The 19947-nt window shown below is 62.0% G+C and carries 14 protein-coding genes and 1 tRNA gene; 12 read left to right on the top strand and 3 right to left on the bottom strand.

Annotated elements, in window-relative coordinates:
• Positions 1-11 precede the first annotated feature (11 nt).
• The gene (locus tag BSY240_RS11355; protein ID WP_069042382.1) at positions 12-3518 is read right to left on the bottom strand and encodes a hybrid sensor histidine kinase/response regulator; all 3507 of its coding nucleotides are present in this window, start codon (positions 3516-3518) and stop codon (positions 12-14) included.
• Between the two features lie 200 nt (positions 3519-3718).
• Here BSY240_RS11355 and mscL point away from each other — a divergent pair, with 200 nt between their 5' ends.
• From mscL to BSY240_RS11325, 6 genes are all read left to right on the top strand, one after another.
• Complete coding sequence (gene mscL, locus BSY240_RS11350) at positions 3719-4144, top strand: large conductance mechanosensitive channel protein MscL (RefSeq protein WP_054149048.1); 426 nt, start codon at positions 3719-3721, stop codon at positions 4142-4144.
• Between the two features lie 131 nt (positions 4145-4275).
• The gene (locus tag BSY240_RS11345) at positions 4276-5445 is read left to right on the top strand and encodes a pyridoxal phosphate-dependent aminotransferase (protein ID WP_069042381.1); all 1170 of its coding nucleotides are present in this window, start codon (positions 4276-4278) and stop codon (positions 5443-5445) included.
• Positions 5446-5620: 175 nt separating this feature from the next.
• Positions 5621-6652 (top strand): UDP-glucose 4-epimerase GalE, encoded by a 1032-nt coding sequence (galE, locus tag BSY240_RS11340; RefSeq protein ID WP_069042380.1) that lies wholly within the window; start codon positions 5621-5623, stop codon positions 6650-6652.
• A gap of 191 nt (positions 6653-6843) precedes the next feature.
• Positions 6844-7914, top strand: coding sequence for an HlyD family secretion protein (locus BSY240_RS11335; RefSeq protein ID WP_069042379.1), 1071 nt, complete (start codon positions 6844-6846; stop codon positions 7912-7914).
• A 1-nt stretch (position 7915) separates the two neighbouring features.
• Positions 7916-10693: a ribosome-associated ATPase/putative transporter RbbA gene (rbbA, locus tag BSY240_RS11330; protein WP_069042378.1), complete on the top strand. Its 2778-nt coding sequence runs from the start codon at positions 7916-7918 to the stop codon at positions 10691-10693.
• 3 nt (positions 10694-10696) lie between these two features.
• Positions 10697-11809 carry an ABC transporter permease gene (locus BSY240_RS11325; protein WP_069042377.1) on the top strand — a complete coding sequence of 371 codons (1113 nt, stop codon included), beginning with the start codon at positions 10697-10699 and terminating at the stop codon, positions 11807-11809.
• Between the two features lie 88 nt (positions 11810-11897).
• Here BSY240_RS11325 and katG read toward each other — a convergent pair whose 3' ends face one another.
• A complete protein-coding gene (gene katG / locus BSY240_RS11320) occupies positions 11898-14075 on the bottom strand; it encodes a catalase/peroxidase HPI (RefSeq protein WP_069042376.1) in 2178 nt (725 codons plus the stop codon).
• 260 nt (positions 14076-14335) lie between these two features.
• Here katG and BSY240_RS11315 point away from each other — a divergent pair, with 260 nt between their 5' ends.
• Positions 14336-15256: a hydrogen peroxide-inducible genes activator gene (locus BSY240_RS11315; RefSeq protein ID WP_054149041.1), complete on the top strand. Its 921-nt coding sequence runs from the start codon at positions 14336-14338 to the stop codon at positions 15254-15256.
• Between the two features lie 54 nt (positions 15257-15310).
• Positions 15311-15931: a hypothetical protein gene (locus BSY240_RS11310; protein WP_069042375.1), complete on the top strand. Its 621-nt coding sequence runs from the start codon at positions 15311-15313 to the stop codon at positions 15929-15931.
• A gap of 69 nt (positions 15932-16000) precedes the next feature.
• Here the strand turns inward: BSY240_RS11310 and BSY240_RS11305 are convergent.
• A tRNA-Thr gene (locus BSY240_RS11305) sits at positions 16001-16075 on the bottom strand.
• 154 nt (positions 16076-16229) lie between these two features.
• Here BSY240_RS11305 and BSY240_RS11300 point away from each other — a divergent pair.
• The 4 genes from BSY240_RS11300 (at position 16230) to hisD (ending at position 19946) form a co-directional block, all read left to right on the top strand.
• Positions 16230-16544 carry a hypothetical protein gene (locus tag BSY240_RS11300; protein WP_069042374.1) on the top strand — a complete coding sequence of 105 codons (315 nt, stop codon included), beginning with the start codon at positions 16230-16232 and terminating at the stop codon, positions 16542-16544.
• A gap of 126 nt (positions 16545-16670) precedes the next feature.
• Positions 16671-17963: a UDP-N-acetylglucosamine 1-carboxyvinyltransferase gene (murA, locus tag BSY240_RS11295; RefSeq protein WP_069042373.1), complete on the top strand. Its 1293-nt coding sequence runs from the start codon at positions 16671-16673 to the stop codon at positions 17961-17963.
• A 138-nt stretch (positions 17964-18101) separates the two neighbouring features.
• Positions 18102-18539: a DUF2948 family protein gene (locus tag BSY240_RS11290; protein ID WP_054149038.1), complete on the top strand. Its 438-nt coding sequence runs from the start codon at positions 18102-18104 to the stop codon at positions 18537-18539.
• Positions 18540-18647: 108 nt separating this feature from the next.
• Positions 18648-19946: a histidinol dehydrogenase gene (gene hisD / locus BSY240_RS11285; protein WP_069042372.1), complete on the top strand. Its 1299-nt coding sequence runs from the start codon at positions 18648-18650 to the stop codon at positions 19944-19946.
• Position 19947 lies beyond the last annotated feature (1 nt).

Genomic DNA, 19947 nt, shown 5'->3' with positions numbered 1-19947 from the left:
TATCCGCAGAGCTATTCAGCTGCCGCACTGCGTTGCGAGGAGATCTGCGTGATGAAGGCACGAAGCGCAGCAGGCCGCACCGGCTTGTGCTGCAGGGTTATCGAATGGCGCTCGGCCTCCGCACGCACCTCCGCCGAGCGATCGGCTGTGATCAGAAGAGCGGGGATGTCGGCCTGTGTCAGTGCTCTTAGCCTGAGAACTGCCCCGATGCCGCTGCCATCGTCCAGATGGTAGTCGACAATGACCAGATCCGGAGCCTTGGTGGACTTGATCAGTTCGTCCATCTCGGCGATCGAGCCTGCGCATTCGACAGTGCAACCCCAACCGGAGATGAGAAGCTGCATGCCTTCGAGGATCTTCGGCTCGTTGTCGATGCACAGCACCCGGAAGCCCTGCAGCGCCGGCGTGGAGCGACTGCCGGCATCGATCGATACGACGCCCTGGGCGGCCGGCTTGGCGACGTCGAGCGGCATGACAACCTTGAACGTCGTACCCTTGCCAGGCTTCGAGGCGAGTTCCACCGGGTGTTGCAGCACCTTGGCGATGCGGTCGACGATCGACAAGCCGAGGCCGAGACCGGATGCTGTGCGCATGCCTTCTTCGAGCCGCGCGAACTCCTTGAACACGGTGCGAAACTTGGACGAGGGGATGCCGATGCCGCTATCCGTCACCTGGATCACCACCTTGTCGCCTTGACGCCGGGCCCCGACCACGACGCGGCCTGACGGCGTGTACTTGATCGCGTTCGAAACAAGGTTCTGGACGAGGCGGCGCAGCAGGGTCGGATCCGAGCGGACCGACAGTGTTGTCGGCATCACCACGAGCTTGAGGTCCTTTTCTCGAGCCATCGGCGCGAAGTCGGTTTCGATCCTTTGCAAGAGGCTGTTCAACGGCACGCTGGAAAAGCGTGGCTTCATCGCGCCGGTGTCCAGACGCGAAATGTCGAGAACGGCACCGAGAATGCTCTCGACCGATTCTAGAGCGGAATCGATATTGCCGACCAACGCGCTGTTCTGGGAATCGCCGAGCCGCTCGACCAGTGACGAGGAATAGAGTCGCGCGGCATTCAGCGGCTGCAGGATGTCGTGGCCGGCCGCGGCAAAGAAGCGGGTTTTTCCGATATTGGCCTCATCGGCTGCCGCGCGGGCCTCCGCCAGGGCATGGTTCACCCGTGTCAATTCGGCCGTGCGTTCGCTGACGCGTTGCTCCAGTGTCTCGTTGGCCTGCTTCAGGGCCTGGTCAGCCTCAACTCGGGAGGTAATGTCGCTGAAAGTCGCGACGAGGCCCTTGTCGGGCATCAGGTTGCAGCGCACTTCGATGATCCGCTGTCCGCCGGCCAGCACCATCTGGAACGGCCTGTCGAACTGGTGGAAACTTCGGATCACAGCCTGTGTGTCACCGGCCGGAACATCGCCTCGCTGCGCCAGAATGGCGATCATGTCGAGCAGCGGAAATCCGACCTGGCCGACATGCTCCGGCAGGTCCAGCAGCGTGCGGAAGCGCCGGTTCCATATCGTCAGGCGGTCGGACGCGTCGAAGACGGCGATCCCCTGCTCCATCTGGGCGAGTGCCGTCTGCATCATGTCCTGATTGTATTGCAGTGCCTCCGAGGCCTGGTCGAGCAGCCAGACCGTATCGGCCGATGGATCCTCGGCCTTCTGCAGGATCAGCGACAGGACCAGACGTGCCGAAGAGGAGCCGATCGCGCTGCCGAGCAGCTGTTCGGAAAAATGGATGAAGGCCATGTCGGCCGGACTGTCGTCAGCGAGTTTGCGGCCGACCGTCTGCTCGTAGGACCGGAATGACCGCTCCATGCGCTCATTGCCGAGATAGCGGGCAATCGCAGCCTTGAGGTCGCCGACGGCGACACTCGTCTTCCATCCCCGGGTTGCGGAGTTGGAGCGGGGCTGGCGCTTGATGAAGATCGCCGACTGGATGCGCTCCACTGGGCGCGGATTGCGGCTGAGCGAACCGATGACGAAGGCGAGTGTGTTGATCAGCAGGCTGAAGATTGTCGCATTGACCAGCGGATCCGCATATTGCGGCTCGAACATCGATAGACCGGGCAACAGGAAACCCAGCACTGCGGACGCGATCCAGGAGTGATCTTCGGCGCCGAGGCTCGGCAGGAAGAGCAGATAGGCCCAGACCAAGAACCCGATGGTGAGCCCGGCGATTGCGCCACGTGCATTGGCCCGTCGCCAGATCAAGCCGCCGAACATGGCCGGTGCGATCTGCGCGATGGCGGTGAAGGAGAGCAGGCCGATCTTGGCGAGCCCCGTCGTATTGTCGGCGGAGCGGAAGTATACATAGCCGAGCAGGAGGACGCCGAAGATCGCCGTGCGCCGGATATGCAGCAGCGTCTTGGCGAAGTCCTCGCGTTGGCTGGGTCGCCCCACCAGCTTTTGCCGCAGGAAGATCGGCAGGACCATGTCGTTCGACACCATGATCGCCAGCGCCACGGAGGCGACGATCACCATGGCGGTCGCGGCTGAGAAGCCGCCGATGAAGGTGAGCAGCGACACGAAGCCGGAGCCAGCTTCAAGTGGCAGCGAGAGCACGTAGAGATCGGCATCGCCGCTGCCGCCAAACATCAGCACACCGGCGATTGCCGCCGGCAAAACGAAGATGTTGATGGCGATCAGGTAAATCGGCATCAGGATTCCGGCGAGCTTCAGTTCCCGGGGTGTACGGTTTTCGACCACGGTAACGTGGAACTGCCGGGGCAGCATGATGATCGCGAAGGCCGAAAGCGCAATCAACAGCAGCCAACGGCTGGGCGGCGTTTCATGCGTCAGTGCGGCCATGACCGCCTCGCTCTCCACGGCCTTCTGCCACAGATCGGCAGGTCCATCGAACATCACCCAGATGACGAAGACGCCGAGTGTCCAGAAAGCGATGAGCTTGACGACCGATTCCATGGCGATGGCAAGGATCAGGCCGTCCTGGTGCTCTGTCGCATCCGTATGGCGCGTGCCGAAGATCACCGCGAAGCAGGCAAGGATGAAGGCGACGATCAGCGGCAGGTCGATAAAGTAGAGATTGCCGGTGCCGATGCCGTAGGCGGTCGGATCCATGACGGCCGCAACCGAACTCGAGACCGCTTTCAGCTGCAGCGCGATATAGGGGATGATGCCGACAAGGTAGATCACGGTGACCAGCATGCCGACGACGGGGTTCTTGCCGTATCGTGCCGCCACGAAGTCAGCGCCGGAGGTGATCTTTTCTGTCTTGGCAAGTTCGACGATCCGCCTCAGGATCGGCATGCCGAGCGTATACATCAGGATCGGGCCGATGTAGATCGCCATGAATTCGAGGCCGTGTTCGGCGGCAAGGCCCACGCCGCCGAAATAGGTCCAGGACGTGCAATAGACGGCGAGGCTGAGCGCATAGACGACCGGCCGTCCCCCGGCAGGAACACCGTGCACGCGCGTCTTCCGGTCCCCGTAGCTCGCAACGGCAAACAGGAGCAACAGGTAACCGATCGCTGACGCAACGATGATCCAGCCTGGGAACACCTTTTCCTCCTCGACTGCGCCCGAGCCGGAACCTTAGGGCATGTCGGCGTCTTTTGAAATCGTTTCGAATATTGACCTTAGTCGAAAGGGAATGGCGACGTGTGCCGAATTACCATTTTCGAAAGCGTGAAGATTGATTAACCATGATCTTGGACCGGTTCTGCGCCGGTGACTCTCGGACCATTTAGGAGCAGGGGAATATGCTACACGAATTCAAGACATTCATCGCCCGCGGCAACGTCATGGACCTTGCCGTTGGCGTGATCATCGGCGGCGCCTTCGGTCTGATCGTCAGTTCGCTGGTCGAGGACATCGTCATGCCGGTTGTCGGCTTCATTTTTGGCGGCTTCGACTTTTCCAATTATTTCCTGCCTTTGAGCAGCAATGTCACGGCAAACACGCTGGCCGCCGCCCGCGAGCAGGGTGCCGTCTTCGCCTACGGCAACTTCATCACGGTTATCATTAACTTCATGATCCTCGCCTGGATCATCTTCCTGATGGTCAAGGGCGTGAATTCGCTGCGCAAGTCGATTGAAAAGGAAGAGCTGAAGGCCTCCGAAGCCGCTCCGCCACCGGCTGACGTGATGCTTCTGACCGAGATCCGCGACCTTCTCAAGACCCGCTGAAACCTCTCTGCGATCCGGCAGCGGATCGCAGAACCCATCAGCAGGATCGATCTTGTCCTCAAGGAATATCATGGGATTTTTGCCCGGTGATCGGTTAGACAGTCGGCACCGATCGAAGGAGTGAATTTCCCATGGCCCTGTTAGACAGTCTCAGCCCCCGCGCGCTCGCCGCACCGGAAAGCGGTATCGTCGAGATCATCAACTACGCACGGGGTCGTGACGGGCTTCTGCCTCTCTGGGCGGGCGAGGGCGATCTGCCGACGCCCGACTTCATCAATCGTGCGGCCAGCGACGCCCTGCTTGGTGGGGAGACCTTCTACACCTGGCAGCGCGGTATTCCCGAACTCCGCCAGGCGCTCTCGCGCTACTACAAGCGCCACTTCGCTGTCGATCTGCCGGTCGAACATTTTTACGTCACGGCTTCGGGCATGCAGGCCATTGCGCTTGCCGTCCAGGCTTTGACCTCGCCTGGCGATGAGATGATTTACCTCTCGCCCTGCTGGCCGAACATCGTCTCGGCGATCGATCTCGCTGGCGCTAAGTCCGTCTGCGTTCCGCTTTCCTTCACCGACGGTCGCTGGATGCTCGATCTCGATCGGCTGGAAAAGGCGATTACGCCGAAGACCAAGGCGCTCTTCATCAACACGCCGTCGAATCCCACTGGCTGGACGGCGACGCGCGAAGACCTGAAGGCAATCCTCGAGATCGCCCGCCGCCATGGCATCTGGATCCTAGCCGACGAAATCTATGCGCTCTACTACTACGGTGCATCCGAACGGGCGCCGTCTTTCTTCGATGTGATGGAAGAGGGCGACAAGGTGATGTTTGCCAATTCCTTCTCGAAGAACTGGTCGATGACCGGCTGGCGCGTCGGCTGGATCGTTGCCCCGCCGGAAATCGGTCAGGTGCTCGAAAACCTCATCCAGTATTCGACCTCGGGCGTCGCGCAGTTCATGCAGCGCGGTGCGGTCGTGGCCCTCGATCAGGGGGACGAATTCATACGGGAGAATATTGCGCGCGCCACCGCCTCGCGCGACATCCTCTGCGATGCCCTGATCGCCACCAACAGGGTCGAGACCTTGAAGCCGGAAGGAGCGCTCTATGCCTTCCTGAAAATCGACGGCATCACCGACAGCCGCAAGGCAGCCCTTGATATCGTCGACAAGACCGGCGTCGGCATGGCACCGGGCACGGCGTTCGGCGAGGGTGGCCTGCCCTTCCTAAGGGCCTGCTTCCTGCGCAACCCCGCCCATATCGAAGACGCAGCCGAACGCCTCAGCGGCTATATCAAGGCGCTCTGATCTCCCGAAACGATCGGGTGGTGAATCGATAAAATTTGACTGAAACGACTTACTCGAACTTTACGAAGAATTCGAATAGGTGAGCCGTTTCAGTGGCTTGGAGGCTTTCGATAAGCATTCCGTAAGATGCGCGTGCTTTTCATGTCCCGATAAGAAGAACACGGGAAGAAAAGTCATGGCGATCTTGGTGACAGGCGGCGCAGGCTTCATCGGCAGCCATATGGTCTGGGCTCTCCTCGATGCCGGGGAAGAAGTGGTCGTGGTCGACCGGCTGTCCACGGGCTTTCGTTGGGCGGTTGCGCCCCAGGCGCGCTTCTACCTCGGCGATATAGCCAAGCCGACTGTCCTCAAGCAGGTCTTCGCCGAGAACGACATTGAGGCGATCATCCACTTTGCAGGCTCGATTGTCGTTCCGGAATCGATCGCCAACCCCCTGAGCTATTACGAAAACAATACCGAAAACACCCGCCGTCTTCTGTCGGCCGCCGTCAAGGCGGGGATCGACAAGGTCATCTTCTCGTCGACGGCGGCCGTCTACGGTCTGCCGGACAAGCCGCTGCCGGTGCGGGAGGATGCGCCACTGCGGCCGGAATCGCCCTATGGGCAGTCCAAGCTGATGAGCGAAATGATGCTGCGCGATACGGCGCGTGCCCATGGTCTCTGCTACGTGGCGCTGCGCTATTTCAACGTCGCCGGTGCCGATGTGCAGGGGCGCGCCGGAAATTCGGCCGTCGGTGCCACGCATCTGCTGAAGGTGGCTTGTGAGGCAGCACTCGGCAAACGGTCCTCGATGTCTGTCTATGGCACTGACTACGACACCCCAGATGGCACGGGTGTGCGGGACTACATTCACATCAACGACCTCGTAGATGCACACCTCCAGGCGTTGCGATACTTGCGAAAGGGTGGCGGGCCCCTGGTGGCCAACTGCGGCTACGGCAAGGGATATTCGGTGCTCGACATCATCGAAGCGGTGCGTCGTGCCACCAACGCCGATTTCCGGGTCGATTACGCGCCGCGTCGTCCAGGCGATGCGCCGCTCATCGTGGCGGACTCCACACTGGCGAAGCAGGTTCTGGACTGGATGCCGCGCTATGACGATCTGGGCGTCATCGTCAACACGGCGCTTGCCTGGGAACGGCGGCTTCAGGAGCGGGCCACCCCCGATATCGACGATCTTCGCCGCCGGCTTGCCAGCGGTTTCTAGACGCATGGTTCGTTGCGCCAGAGAGACGCCGTCCCGGTTCGCCGGGGCGGCGTTTTGCTGAGGTGAAACGATCGGGCGAAGCAATCTCTAATTGACGTGGATCAAGTTCGCTGACCGTCCAGGCGTCTATGTCTATGCCGTCCTGGAGAAGCCGATGTCCGGCGATGGCAGGCGGATCTCGGAGATGGCGGATGGCAAAGCGTCAAAGCGGCTGGCTGGTCGCATTGCTGATGATCGTGGTGGGCGGCGGGGCCTATTATGGCTGGAAGACCTTTGAAGGTGACGGCCTGCCGGCAAATATCGCGCACGGCAATGGTCGCATCGAGGCAGTGGAAATCGACATTTCCACGAAGACCGGAGGGCGGGTGAAAGACATTCTCGTCGACGAAGGCGATTTCGTCAGCGCCGGGCAGGTGCTGGCGTTGATGGAAACGAACCAGCTCGATGCACATCGCCGTCAGGCCGTGGCTGAACATCGCCGCACGCTCGTTGCCGTCGATACCGCCAGAAGCATTGTTGCCCAGCGGGAGGCCGAGCGCGAGGCCGCCCTTGCGACGGTTTCCCAGCGCGAAGCTCAGTTGAACTCAGCAGAAACCACACTGGCCCGCACGGAACGGCTGATGGAAAGTCGCACCACGAGCCAGCAGGTGGTTGATGACGGACGCGCTGCAGCCGCAAGCGCCCGTGCGGCACTGGCCGCATCGAAAGCTCAGGTGGCGGCCTCGGAGGCGGCGATCGGTGCGGCCCGGGCCCAGGTAATCGATGCCGAAGCGGCCGTTGCCGCCGCCGCCGCTGCAATCGAAAGCATAGACGCCGACATTGCCGACAGTACGCTCAGGGCGCCGAGGGATGGCCGCGTGCAGTACCGTGTTGCCCAGCTCGGCGAAGTCTTGAGCGCCGGCGGTCGCGTCTTGAACATCGTCGATCTCGCCGATGTCTACATGGCCTTCTTCCTGCCGACGGCAGAGGTTGGGCGCATCGCGCTCGGTAGTGAAGCCCGCATCGTGCTGGATGCCGCCGCAGCCTATACCATCCCGGCCAAGGTCAGTTTCGTCGCCGATGTCGCGCAGTTCACGCCCAAGACCGTGGAAACCGACCAGGAGCGGCAGAAACTGATGTTCCGCGTCAAGGCCAAGATCCCCGAGACTTTGCTCAAGAAATACATCCAGCAGGTCAAGACTGGCCTGCCAGGGATCGCCTATGTCAATCTCGACCCGGCAGCGCCCTGGCCCGAAAGCCTGACCGCCACACTGGTGCAGTGACATGAACGGCGCGGCGCAAACGCGATTGGTCGGTCCTGTCGTGCGCCTTCAAGGGGTGAGCCTCGCCTATGGCAAGACGCTGGCGCTGAATGACGTCTCGCTGGATGTGCCGGCGGGCCGGATGGTCGGCTTGATCGGCCCTGATGGTGTCGGCAAGTCGAGCCTGTTGTCGCTCGTCTCTGGTGCCCGCCAGATCCAGACCGGTCGGGTCGAGGTCTTCGGCGGCGATATGGCCCGAGCCTCACACCGGAGCAAATCCTGCCCGCGCATCGCCTATATGCCACAAGGCCTGGGCAAGAACCTCTATCCGACACTTTCGGTCTACGAGAATGTCGAGTTCTTCGGCCGCCTGTTCGGCCAGGATCGGCGCGAGCGCGAGCGGCGCATCGCCGGGCTCTTGCACGCCACAGGGCTGACGCCTTTCGCGGACCGTCCCGCGGGCAAGCTGTCGGGCGGTATGAAGCAGAAGCTCGGCCTCTGCTGTGCCCTTATCCACGATCCCGATCTTCTGATCCTCGACGAACCGACCACCGGCGTCGACCCGTTGTCGCGCCGGCAGTTCTGGGAACTGATCGATGGCATCAGGGCCGAGCGGCCTGGCATGAGTGTCATCGTGGCGACCGCCTATATGGAGGAGGCCGAGCGCTTCGACTGGCTGGTCGCCATGGACGACGGGCGCATACTGGACACGGGGACACCGGGCGAGTTGCGTGAGAGAACGGCAACCGCGACACTCGATGCTGCCTTCGTCGCCTTGCTGCCCGAAGAGAAACGTGGCCGAAACGAACCGCTGCGGATTGCGAGACGTCTAGGGACGGATGTTGGCGACATCGCGATCCGTGCAGAGCATCTGACCATGCGCTTCGGTGATTTCACCGCCGTTGACGGTGTCAGTTTCGAGATTCCGCGCGGCGAGATCTTCGGTTTTCTCGGCTCGAACGGCTGCGGCAAGACGACGACGATGAAGATGCTGACGGGGCTGCTGGCCGCGTCCGAGGGCAGGGCGGAAGTCTTCGGCCATCCCGTCGATCCAAAGGACATCGCGATCCGTCGCCGCGTTGGCTACATGAGCCAGGCCTTCTCGCTCTACGGCGAACTGACGCTTCGGCAGAACCTCGAACTGCATGGCCGTCTCTTCGGTATGCCCAATGCCGAAATCGGGCCACGGCTGGAGGAACTGGCGGATCGATTTGGCTTTGTAGGGGCGCTCGAAGAATTCCCCGACGCCCTGCCGCTCGGGATGCGCCAGCGGCTGTCGCTCGCCGTCGCCCTGATCCACCGTCCCGACATCCTGATCCTCGACGAACCCACGTCGGGTGTGGATCCCGTGGCGCGTGACGGCTTTTGGGCTTTGCTGGCCGACCTTTCCCGGCGCGACAGCGTGACCATCTTCGTGTCGACCCATTTCATGAACGAGGCAGCACTTTGCGACAGGATCTCGCTGATGCATGCCGGCAAGGTCCTGGTCACCGATACGCCAGAGGCAATTGTTTCCGGCAGTGGGGCAGAAAACCTGGAGCAGGCCTTCATTCATCATCTGGAGCAGGCGATCGGCGAACAGGCAGTACCCACGTTTGGCGCCGGGGAGAGTGAAGAAGCTGTCGTTTCACCTCCCGCAAAAACAACAAAGGTGAAACGTCATCGCCCGCTCCTCGATCGCCGTCGGCTGCTCGCCTTCAGCCGCCGTGAAGCGCTCGAGCTCATCCGTGACCCCATTCGTGCGACGCTTGCCATGCTCGGCAGCCTCATTCTGATGTTCGTCATCGGCTATGGCATTAATCTCGATGTCGAGAACCTGACCTTCGCGGCTCTCGACCGCGACGACACGGTCTTGAGCCGGGAATACATCGCGGAGATCGCCGGTTCCCGATATTTTATCGAGCGGCCGCCGTTGATCGACTACCAGGAGCTCGATCGCCGCATGCGCGCCGGCGACATCAGCCTCGCGATCGAGATCCCGCCCGGCTTCGGCCGAGATCTGGCTCGTGGCAATCGCAATGTCGACGTGGGTGCCTGGATCGACGGAGCGATGCCGGCTCGGGCCGAAACCGTCTCGGGTTATGTCCAGAGCATGCATGCAAGCTGGCTCGCCCGCAAGGCCCGCGAACTTTACGGCGACAAAGCCACTCTGGCGCCTTTCGAGATCGAATTGCGCTATCGCTACAATCCGAATGTGGAGAGCCTGGTCTCCATGGTCCCGGCGGTCATCCCGCTCCTGCTGATGCTCATCCCGGCCATGCTGTCCGTGTTGAGCGTGGTGCGAGAAAAGGAACTCGGCTCGATCATTAACTTCTACGTCACGCCGGTGACGCGTCTCGAATTTCTGCTCGGCAAGCAACTGCCGTACATCGGTATCGCTTTCCTGAACTTCCTCACCCTGACCGCCTTCGCCGTCTTCGGCTTCCAGGTGCCGCTTACCGGAAGCTTTGCTGTTCTGGCACTGGGAGCCTTGCTCTATGTCTTTGCCGCCACGGCGCTCGGTCTGCTCTTGTCGAGCTTCATGAAAAGCCAGATCTCGGCGATCTTCGGCACCACGCTGATCACCATTATCCCGGCCGTCCAGTTTTCCGGCATGCTGTCGCCCGTCTCCGCTCTGCAAGGGGCAGGCGCCCTGATCGGGCAGATCTATCCGGCAAGCCATTTCGTCACGATCTCGCGCGGCGTCTTCTCCAAGGGGCTGACGTTTGCGGATCTGGAGCCACAATTGCTGGCGCTCGCAATCGTGGGTCCGCTCCTGCTGGTCGCAGGCACCTTCCTCCTCAAGAAGCAGGCGGTGTGACCCATGCGGCTGGCAAACATCCTTGAACTCGGCAAGAAGGAACTGCGCGGCCTCGCTCGCGACCCGGCCCTGCTATTCCTGATCGTCTATGCCTTCACCCTGAACATCTACACCGCCGCAACCGCAGAGCCAGAGACGCTGAACAAGGCGGCGGTCGCGATTGTCGACGAGGATCGCTCACAGGTATCTGCCCGTATCGAAAGCGCGCTCTACCCGCCTTATTTCCTACCCCCGCAGATGATCACACCGGCCGACATCGATCCGCGCATGAATGCCGGTCTCGACACCTTTGTGCTCGACATTCCGCCCGGCTTTCAGCGCGATCTTCTGGCCGGTCGCAGCCCGCAGATCCAGCTCAACGTTGACGCGACCCAGATGACCCAGGCCTTTTCCGGCGGCAGGTACATTCAAGAAATCGTCACGCGTGAAGTGACGGATTTCCTGAACCGGGGAGACGCAGCGGATCAGGTGAGCGTCGGCCTGACGCTCCGGGCGCGCTTCAATCCCGAGCTCGACAAGGGCTGGTTCGGATCGATCAACGAAGTCATTTCTGCCGTCACCATGCTGTCGATTATCCTGACCGGGGCGGCCCTGATCCGGGAGAGAGAGCACGGTACGATCGAACATCTCCTCGTCATGCCGGTCACGCCTGCGGAAATCATGCTGAGCAAGATCTGGTCGATGGGCCTGGTCGTGCTGCTGGCAACTATGTTTTCGCTCTTCGTCGTCGTGCAAGGCGCGCTAAACGTGCCCCTTCAGGGCTCCATGAGCCTTTTCCTCATCGGGGCGGCGCTACAACTGGTTGCCGCGACATCCATGGGCATCTTCCTCGCCACGGTCGCCGGGTCGATGCCACAGTTCGGTTTGTTGCTGATGCTGGTTCTTCTGCCGCTGCAGATCCTGTCGGGCGGCATGACGCCCCGTGAAAGCATGCCCGAGGTGATCCAGTGGATCATGTCGGCGGCACCCAACACGCACTTCGTCATCATGGCCCAGGCGGTACTTTTCAGGGATGCCGGGCTCGACGTCGTCTGGCCTCAGATCCTGGCTCTGCTTGCCATCTCGGCCGTGTTCTTCGTCCTGTCCCTGCGCCGCTTCCGCGCCTTTCTGCGCTGAGACCAAGAAAAAGCCGGAGAGGCGGCTGCATCTCCGGCTTCTTCTAGCGGTTCCGAGCCTCAGGGCACGAGGCTCGTTGCCTTCGCTCTCAGGCTTCGAGATCGAAGCGATCGGCGTTCATGACTTTGACCCAGGCAGCGACGAAGTCCTTCACGAACTTCTCCTGGTTGTCGTCCTGAGCGTAAACTTCCGCATAGGCGCGCAGGACCGAGTTCGAACCGAAGACGAGATCGGCGCGCGTCGCGGTGAACTTCTTCTCACCGGTCTTGCGATCGCAGATGTCGTAAGAGTTCTTGCCGGTCGGCTTCCAGGTGAAACCCATGTCGGTCAGGTTGACGAAGAAGTCGTTCGTCAGCTGGCCTTCGCGGATGGTGAACACGCCATGCTTGGTGCCGCCATAGTTGGTGCCGAGCACACGCAGACCGCCGAGCAGCACCGTCATTTCCGCACCCGTCAGGCCCATGAGCTGGGCGCGATCGAGCAGCATCTCTTCGGGGCTGACGACGTAGTCCTTCTTGGTCCAGTTGCGGAAACCGTCGGCGAGTGGCTCGAGCGGAGCGAAGCTTTCCGCATCCGTCTGCTCGATAGTGGCATCGCCACGACCTGCGGCAAACGGCACGGTCACGTCGTAACCAGCAGCCTTGGCAGCCGTTTCGATGCCGACATTGCCGGCCAGAACGATGACGTCGGCGACACTGGCGCCGAACTCGGCTGCGATCGGCTCCAGAACCGACAGGACCTTGCCGAGACGGGCCGGCTCGTTGCCTTCCCAGTCACGCTGCGGAGCCAGACGGATGCGCGCACCGTTCGCACCGCCACGCATGTCAGACTGACGATAGGTGCGGGCGCTGTCCCAGGCGGTGGCAACCAGTTCGGCGGTCGACAGACCCGAAGCGGCGATCTTCGCCTTCACGGCGCTGACGTCGTAGTTGACAACACCAGCCGGCACCGGATCCTGCCAGATCAGCTCTTCGGTCGGGGCTTCCGGACCGATGTAGCGAACCTTCGGACCGAGATCGCGGTGGGTCAGCTTGAACCAGGCGCGGGCAAAGGTGTCCTGGAAGTAGGCCGGATCCGCCATGAACTTTTCGCAGATGGCGCGGTAGACCGGGTCGACCTTCATGGCCATGTCGGCATCGGTCATCATCGGCATGCGACGGATCGACGGGTCGGTGGCGTCCACCGGCATATGCTCTTCCTTGATGCCGATCGGAGCCCACTGCTGGGCACCAGCGGGGCTGTGCGTCAGCTCCCAGTCATAGCCGAACAGCAGTTCGAAATAGCCCATGTCGAAGACGGTCGGGTTGGCAGTCCATGCGCCTTCGATGCCCGAGGTGACAGCCAGGCTCGCCTTGCCGTTCTGGTTCGGGTTCATCCAGCCGAAGCCCTGGTTTTCCAGATCACCAGCTTCCGGCTCGACGCCGAGTGCCTGCGCGTCGCCATTGCCGTGTGCCTTGCCGACGGTGTGGCCACCAGCGGTCAGCGCTGCGGTCTCTTCGTCGTTCATTGCCATGCGGGCGAAGGTTTCACGCACCTGGGCGGCAGTCGCCATCGGATCAGGCTTGCCGTTCACGCCTTCCGGGTTCACGTAGATGAGACCCATCTGCACAGCGGCGAGCGGGTTTTCCATCGTGTTGGGCTTGGTCACGTCATCGTAGCGGCTGTCGGAGGGGGCAAGCCACTGCTTTTCCGCACCCCAGTAGACGTCCTTTTCCGGGCCCCAGATATCCGGGCGGCCGAAGGAGAAGCCGAAGGTCTTCAGACCCATGTCTTCATAAGCGACGGTACCGGCAAAGAGGATCAGGTCGGCCCAGGAGATCTTGTTGCCGTACTTCTTCTTCAGCGGCCACAGAAGGCGGCGTGCCTTGTCGAGGCTGGCATTGTCAGGCCAGGAGTTGAGCGGCGCAAAACGGATATTGCCCGTGCCGCCGCCGCCGCGGCCGTCGGCCAGACGGTAGGAGCCGGCAGAGTGCCAGGCGAGACGGATCATCAGGCCGCCGTAGTGACCCCAGTCGGCCGGCCACCACTCCTGGCTGTCGCGCAGCAGGGCCTTCATGTCGGCCTTCAGCGCTGCAGCGTCGAGCTGCTTGACGGCTTCACGGTAATCGAAGCCCTTGCCCATCGGGTCGGTCTTGGTGTCGTGCTGGTGCAGGATGTCGAGGTTCAGCGCATTCGGCCACCAGGCCATGACGTTTGCGCCGCTTTCCGTGTTCGAACCATGCATGACCGGACATTTGCCGGTGCCTTTGTTGCTCAGGGTATCCATAAATTGCCTCCTTGAAGAACCCGCTTTCCCAGGATCGGATTGCTGACACTCTTGAAGAGCACGTCCGCATCACAACCCGATGAACTGGCGACAGGACATTGGAGCGTCCCGCCGGATCCGTCGTCCGCCTGGCTTCTTGGGAACCAGACCAGCTGTGCCACCCCCTTTAGGCGACACGCCGACATCATCTGGAATTGTTCTAGCAAAGCCCTTCGATTAATGTAAGTTGGAAATTGTGATCAGTTCCATAGGATTAGGTTATGATCAATTTCACACTCCGGCAGCTGCGCTATTTCGAGGCGCTGGCCCGTCATGGCCATTTCGGGCGCGCGGCCGAAGCCTGTTCGATTTCCCAGCCAGCCCTGTCGGTTCAGATCAAGGAGCTTGAGGAGACCCTCGGTGTGGAACTGTTCGAGCGCTCGGCCAGACAGCTGCGCCTTTCTGCGTTCGGAGAGGAATTCCTGCTGCGGGTGCGCGACATCCTGCGCTCCGTCGACGAACTGGGCGACCTCGCCCGTGCTCATCGCAAACATCTGGTTGGACGCCTAAGGATCGGTGTCATCCCGACGGTCGCTCCCTATCTGTTGCCCGGCATGATATCAGCGCTCACCCGCGAAAACCCCGATCTCGATATCCATGTCCGCGAAACCGTGACCCCGAAGCTCCTGCAGGAACTGGCAGAGGGCCGCCTGGACACGGCGATCGTCGCCTTGCCGGTCTCGGAGCCATCGCTGACCGAGATGCCGCTCTTCGAGGAAAACTTCGTGCTCGTCCGCCCGAAGGAAGACGCCGGCAAGCCGGTGCCGAACAGGGAAATGCTGCGCGAGATGCGCCTGCTTCTGCTGGAGGAGGGGCATTGTTTCCGCGAGCAGGCCCTCTCTTTTTGCGACATGGGGGCGGTGCGCCCACGCGAGATCCTTGACGGGAGCTCGCTATCCACCCTTGTCCAGATGGTCGGCGCCGGGATCGGTGTGACGCTTATTCCCGAGATTGCCATGCCGGTCGAAACCCGCTCCGCCGACGTCTCCATCGCCCGCTTTGAGGACCCCCAGCCGTCACGGAGGATCGGCATGATCTGGCGAAAGACGAGCCCCATCGCCAGACAGCTGACGGAAGTGGCCGAACTGGTGCGCCGGGCGGCCGGGGACCTGCAGCTCCGGTTCGCCACCCAGTCTTTCTGACGGGCGCGAAACCTTCCATCGCTCGAGGCGTTCGACATGGGAAGGGAGCGGACGATGTGGATCTGGCTGAAGGAGAATCACGGCATCATATCGGCTCTTTCGAGCTTCGCGATGCTGGGCGTCTGGATGCTCTATCTGCAGCTTTTCTATTCGAGCTATCGGCACCAGATCCGGCCCAAGATCCTGATCACCCGGGGAGGCGGCGATACGATTGCCGCGCGTTGCATCATCACCAACATGAGCCCCGAAATCATTTTCGTCCAGGCGGTCTTCCTGCGTTTGTCCTTTGCCGATCGGGAGCAACTCTATTCCCTGAGCGAGGCAGATCGCGCCGGCTTTTCGCCGCCAGACAGGCGTAGTGAACTGGTTCAGGGCCCCTTGTGCAGCGGCGATTTTCTGGAGCTCGGCTCTTTCGAGGAATTGCTGACGACCGTGCTCGGCAAGGAAAACGCTCTGCACCAACTGGCTGAGGCTCACACGCTCACGGTCGTCACGGTTGGCAGCTACACGTGGCACGATCGCCTTGCCGCAGCGGAAAGATCGTTCAGGCTACGTCGCAATGAAGTGCAACAGACCATCCTCATTCCCACGCGAATGACTTCCAGGCAGATTCGCTCCAAAACCGAAAAGCGGGCAGTAGCCCGTATGGTCGAAAAGCACGCGGGCCTAGGTTGAGTGCACCCGTCAATCGACTGGTAGCGCAACAACCATCAACGTCAGGTGGAACAGAATATGCGAGTGAAATGGTGCTGCTAGAGAGATTTGAACTCTCGGCCTCTCCCTTACCAAGGGAGTGCTCTACCCCTGAGCTATAGCAGCATCTGGCGGGCGACGCGTTTGGTCGGCCCGGAACGAGGCGCCTATTGCCATAGAGTTTCGGGCAGCGCAAGCCGTAAAGCGTTTGTGTAGCCAAGTTTTGTGACGGGGCCGGAAGGCACTTTGCGATTTTTATCCAATCGGATATCACCCGCTCATGACAAATGACCCGGAAAACAAGGGCGAAGCGGACGAAGGCCGGCCCGAAGCCGCGCCGCTCGCCGATCGTGGAAAACGTGCGCTCTCCGACGCCGAACAGCGGCGGCGTGAACGCGCGGCGGCGAAACTCAGGGAAAATCTCGCCCGTCGCAAGCAGCAGTCTCGGGCACGGCGAGCTGGTGAGGCTGAAGACGGCGTGGGTCTGCCGGCCGCGCAGGCTGCTTCGGTGGAGCCCGCGGCGGAGGGCGAGGGCGGTGATCGGGATATGGGCAATGCCAATCCTGTCGCAAATTCGCCCAAACCCGGTGATTAACCGAGCGTTGCGGCTTCAATTGAACCGCTCGTTGTTTTCGTCTAAAGAGCCAGCCTCGCCGGATTGGCTTCCCCTCACACGTTCTCAAGGAAAGGCGGGCATCTCTCGCCCGTATCGCAGGCTCTTATGGATCGCATCAGGATTGTTGGTGGCAATGCGTTGAACGGGATCATCCCGATCTCGGGCGCCAAGAACGCAGCGCTTCCCCTGATGATCGCCTCGCTTTTGACGTCTGATACGCTGACGCTCGAAAACGTGCCGCATCTGGCCGATGTCGAAGGTCTCATCCGGATTCTCGGCAATCACGGCGTCGACATCGCCGTCAATGGTCGCCGCGAACATCAGGACGGTTCCTATTCGCGCACCGTGCATTTTACCTGCCGCACCGTCGCCGATACGACCGCACCTTACGAGCTTGTCTCGAAGATGCGCGCCAGCTTCTGGGTCATCGGCCCGCTGCTCGCCCGCGAAGGCCAGGCCCGCGTCTCCCTGCCGGGCGGCTGCGCCATCGGCACGCGTCCGGTCGATCTCTTCATCGAGGGGCTGACCGCGCTCGGTGCCGAGATGGAAATCGACAGCGGCTACATCAATGCCAAGGCACCGAAGGGCGGCCTGATCGGCGCCCGCTACACCTTCCCCAAGGTTTCCGTCGGCGCGACCCATGTCATGCTGATGGCGGCTTCGCTTGCCCGCGGGACCACCGTGATCGGCAATGCGGCGCGTGAACCTGAAGTCGTCGATCTCGCCAATTGCCTGATCGCCATGGGTGCGAAGATATCAGGTGCCGGCACCTCGACGATCACCATCGAGGGCGTCACCAGCCTGTCGGGTGCGCGCCATCGGGTGCTGCCTGACCGCATCGAGACCGGGACCTATGCCATGGCGGTTGCCATGACCGGCGGTGACGTGACCCTGGCTGGCACCGATATCACGCTTCTCGACACTGCCGTCGAGGCCATCCGCCGCGCCGGGGCCGAAGTTTCGGCCGTTGACGGCGGCATCCGCGTCATCGGCCATGGCGATGCCATTCGCCCCGTCGATATCGTCACCGAACCCTTCCCCGGTTTCCCGACCGACCTCCAGGCGCAGTTCATGGGTCTGATGACGCGCGCGCAAGGCGTGTCCCACGTCACCGAGACGATCTTCGAGAACCGTTTCATGCATGTGCAGGAACTCGCCCGCCTTGGCGCCAAGATCACGCTCTCCGGCCAGACGGCCCGCATCGAGGGTGTCACCCGCCTGCGTGGCGCCCCGGTCATGGCAACCGATCTGCGCGCCTCCGTCTCGCTGGTCATTGCCGGTTTGGCAGCCGAAGGCGAGACCATGGTCTCCCGCGTCTACCATCTCGACCGCGGCTTCGAACGGCTCGAAGAAAAGCTCACCCGCTGCGGTGCCATTGTTGAGCGCATCACCGACTGAGCCCTCGGCTCGGGCGCACTCTTTCACAGCGATGCGGGGCGAAAAGTCTTTTTGCCCCGTTGCCACTGGACAAGCCGCAACCTATGTCCAAAACATGAATTCGACGGGCACCGCCGAGAGGCGATACTGTGAGGTGACATGACGGACCTGAAGCTGCTGGCGCTCGATGCCGATGATCTCGCGATCATCTCGGCCCACATGCAGGACGCCGTGTTCAAGGTCGGTGACCTGAGCTTTTCGGCCCGCTCGGGCCTGTTTTCGCTCGCCGCCAACCGCTTCGTCTGGGAAAAGGCGGCACGCGCAACCAAGAGCTTCGAGCGCCGTCGTGCGGCCTTGAGCTTCAAGCGCGTCGAGGCGGTTCGCTCGATCGGTTTCGACCGAGGCAAGGCCGAGGAAGTCATGAGCCTGCTCGCGATCCGTTACGTGCCCAAGGGCGACGGTCCCGATGGCGTCGTCGAGCTCGTCTTGGCAGGCGGTGGTATGGTTGCCCTCGAAGTGGAATGCATCGAGGCCCAGCTTGCCGATATCGGCGGCGCCTGGGAAACGACGGCTCGGCCGGAACACGAGGCCGGCTGAGACGGCTGGATCGCGGGGCTGGCACACGAGGCCGGCTGATGAGGCCGAGTGGCGGGCAATCGTCGCGGCTTGATTGAATTGAGAATGCTTGAGAGGGAAATACGGGGCGTGGCAATCTGGCTGGATCAGGCATCGGGAGATTTCGAGGCGCGTTTTGCGGCCTTCCTGACGACCAAGCGTGAAGTTTCCGACGACGTCAACGATGTCGTGCGCAAGATCATCGACGATGTGCGCGCGCGTGGCGATGCGGCACTCGCCGACTATTCCAAACGCTTCGATGGCGTGGATTTTTCGACCGTTTCCATGCGGGTGACGGATGAAGAGATTGCAGCAGCACTCGCCTCGACTGCGCCTGAGCTGATCGACGCCCTGAATCTCGCCGCCGAGCGCATCGAGCGTCACCATGCCCGCCAGATGCCGAAGGACGACATTTACGAGGATGCGATCGGGGTCGGACTCGGATCGCGCTGGACGGCGATCGATGCCGTCGGCCTTTACGTGCCTGGCGGCACGGCGAGCTATCCGAGCTCGGTGTTGATGAATGCGCTGCCGGCCAAGGTGGCAGGCGTTCCGCGCGTTGTCATGGTCGTGCCGGCAACGGGCGGGACCATCAACCCGACCGTGCTGGCAGCCGCGAGCATTGCCGGTGTCACCGAGATCTATCGCATTGGCGGCGCCCAGGCCGTGGCAGCCCTTGCCTATGGCACAGAGACGATCGCGCCGGTTGCCAAGATCGTCGGCCCGGGCAATGCCTATGTCGCAGCAGCCAAGCGCCACGTCTTCGGCACCGTCGGCATCGACATGATCGCCGGTCCCTCCGAAGTCCTCATCATCGCCGACAAAGACAATGACCCGGATTGGCTGGCGGCCGACCTTCTCGCCCAGGCCGAGCACGATCCGGGCGCCCAGTCCATCGTCATCACTGACAATCGCGCACTCGGCGAGGCGGTGGAGGCGGCCGTCGAGCGGCAGCTGAAATCCCTTCCGCGCGCCGAGACGGCGTCGGCCAGCTGGCGCGATTTCGGCGCGATCATCATGGTGGAGAAGCTCGAGGATTCGATACCTCTGGCCAACCGCATCGCAGCCGAGCATCTGGAACTCGCCGTCGACGATCCGGAGCCGCTGTTCGAAGGCATCCGAAATGCCGGTGCCATCTTCGTCGGTCGCCATACGCCGGAGGTGATCGGCGACTATGTCGGCGGTTCGAACCACGTTCTGCCGACGGCGCGATCCGCACGCTTCTCCTCTGGGCTGGGGGTGCTGGACTATGTCAAGCGCACCTCGATCCTGCGGCTCGGGCCGGAGCAGTTGCGCAAGCTTGCGCCGGCTGCGATTGCGCTGGCGAAATCGGAAGGGCTCGAAGCCCATGCCCGCTCCGTCGCCATCCGACTCAATCTCGGGGACTAGC

This window comes from Agrobacterium sp. RAC06 (assembly GCF_001713475.1).
In the GTDB taxonomy this organism is placed as follows: Bacteria; Pseudomonadota; Alphaproteobacteria; order Rhizobiales; family Rhizobiaceae; genus Allorhizobium.
The sequence above is the reverse complement of the archived record's forward strand: the minus strand, read 5'-3'. Positions and strand labels throughout refer to the sequence as shown.

What these genes read in the sequence shown, in the direction of transcription:
- BSY240_RS11315 (WP_054149041.1), top strand. Translation starts at nt 14,336, where the DNA reads ATGATCAATTTCACACTCCGGCAGCTGCGCTATTTCGAGGCGCTGGCC.
- BSY240_RS11300 (WP_069042374.1), top strand. Translation starts at nt 16,230, where the DNA reads ATGACAAATGACCCGGAAAACAAGGGCGAAGCGGACGAAGGCCGGCCC.
- BSY240_RS11290 (WP_054149038.1), top strand. Translation starts at nt 18,102, where the DNA reads ATGACGGACCTGAAGCTGCTGGCGCTCGATGCCGATGATCTCGCGATC.
- BSY240_RS11310 (WP_069042375.1), top strand. Translation starts at nt 15,311, where the DNA reads ATGTGGATCTGGCTGAAGGAGAATCACGGCATCATATCGGCTCTTTCG.
- BSY240_RS11345 (WP_069042381.1), top strand. Translation starts at nt 4,276, where the DNA reads ATGGCCCTGTTAGACAGTCTCAGCCCCCGCGCGCTCGCCGCACCGGAA.
- galE (WP_069042380.1), top strand. Translation starts at nt 5,621, where the DNA reads ATGGCGATCTTGGTGACAGGCGGCGCAGGCTTCATCGGCAGCCATATG.
- katG (WP_069042376.1), bottom strand. Translation starts at nt 14,075, where the DNA reads ATGGATACCCTGAGCAACAAAGGCACCGGCAAATGTCCGGTCATGCAT.
- mscL (WP_054149048.1), top strand. Translation starts at nt 3,719, where the DNA reads ATGCTACACGAATTCAAGACATTCATCGCCCGCGGCAACGTCATGGAC.
- rbbA (WP_069042378.1), top strand. Translation starts at nt 7,916, where the DNA reads ATGAACGGCGCGGCGCAAACGCGATTGGTCGGTCCTGTCGTGCGCCTT.
- murA (WP_069042373.1), top strand. Translation starts at nt 16,671, where the DNA reads ATGGATCGCATCAGGATTGTTGGTGGCAATGCGTTGAACGGGATCATC.
- BSY240_RS11335 (WP_069042379.1), top strand. Translation starts at nt 6,844, where the DNA reads ATGGCAAAGCGTCAAAGCGGCTGGCTGGTCGCATTGCTGATGATCGTG.
- BSY240_RS11325 (WP_069042377.1), top strand. Translation starts at nt 10,697, where the DNA reads ATGCGGCTGGCAAACATCCTTGAACTCGGCAAGAAGGAACTGCGCGGC.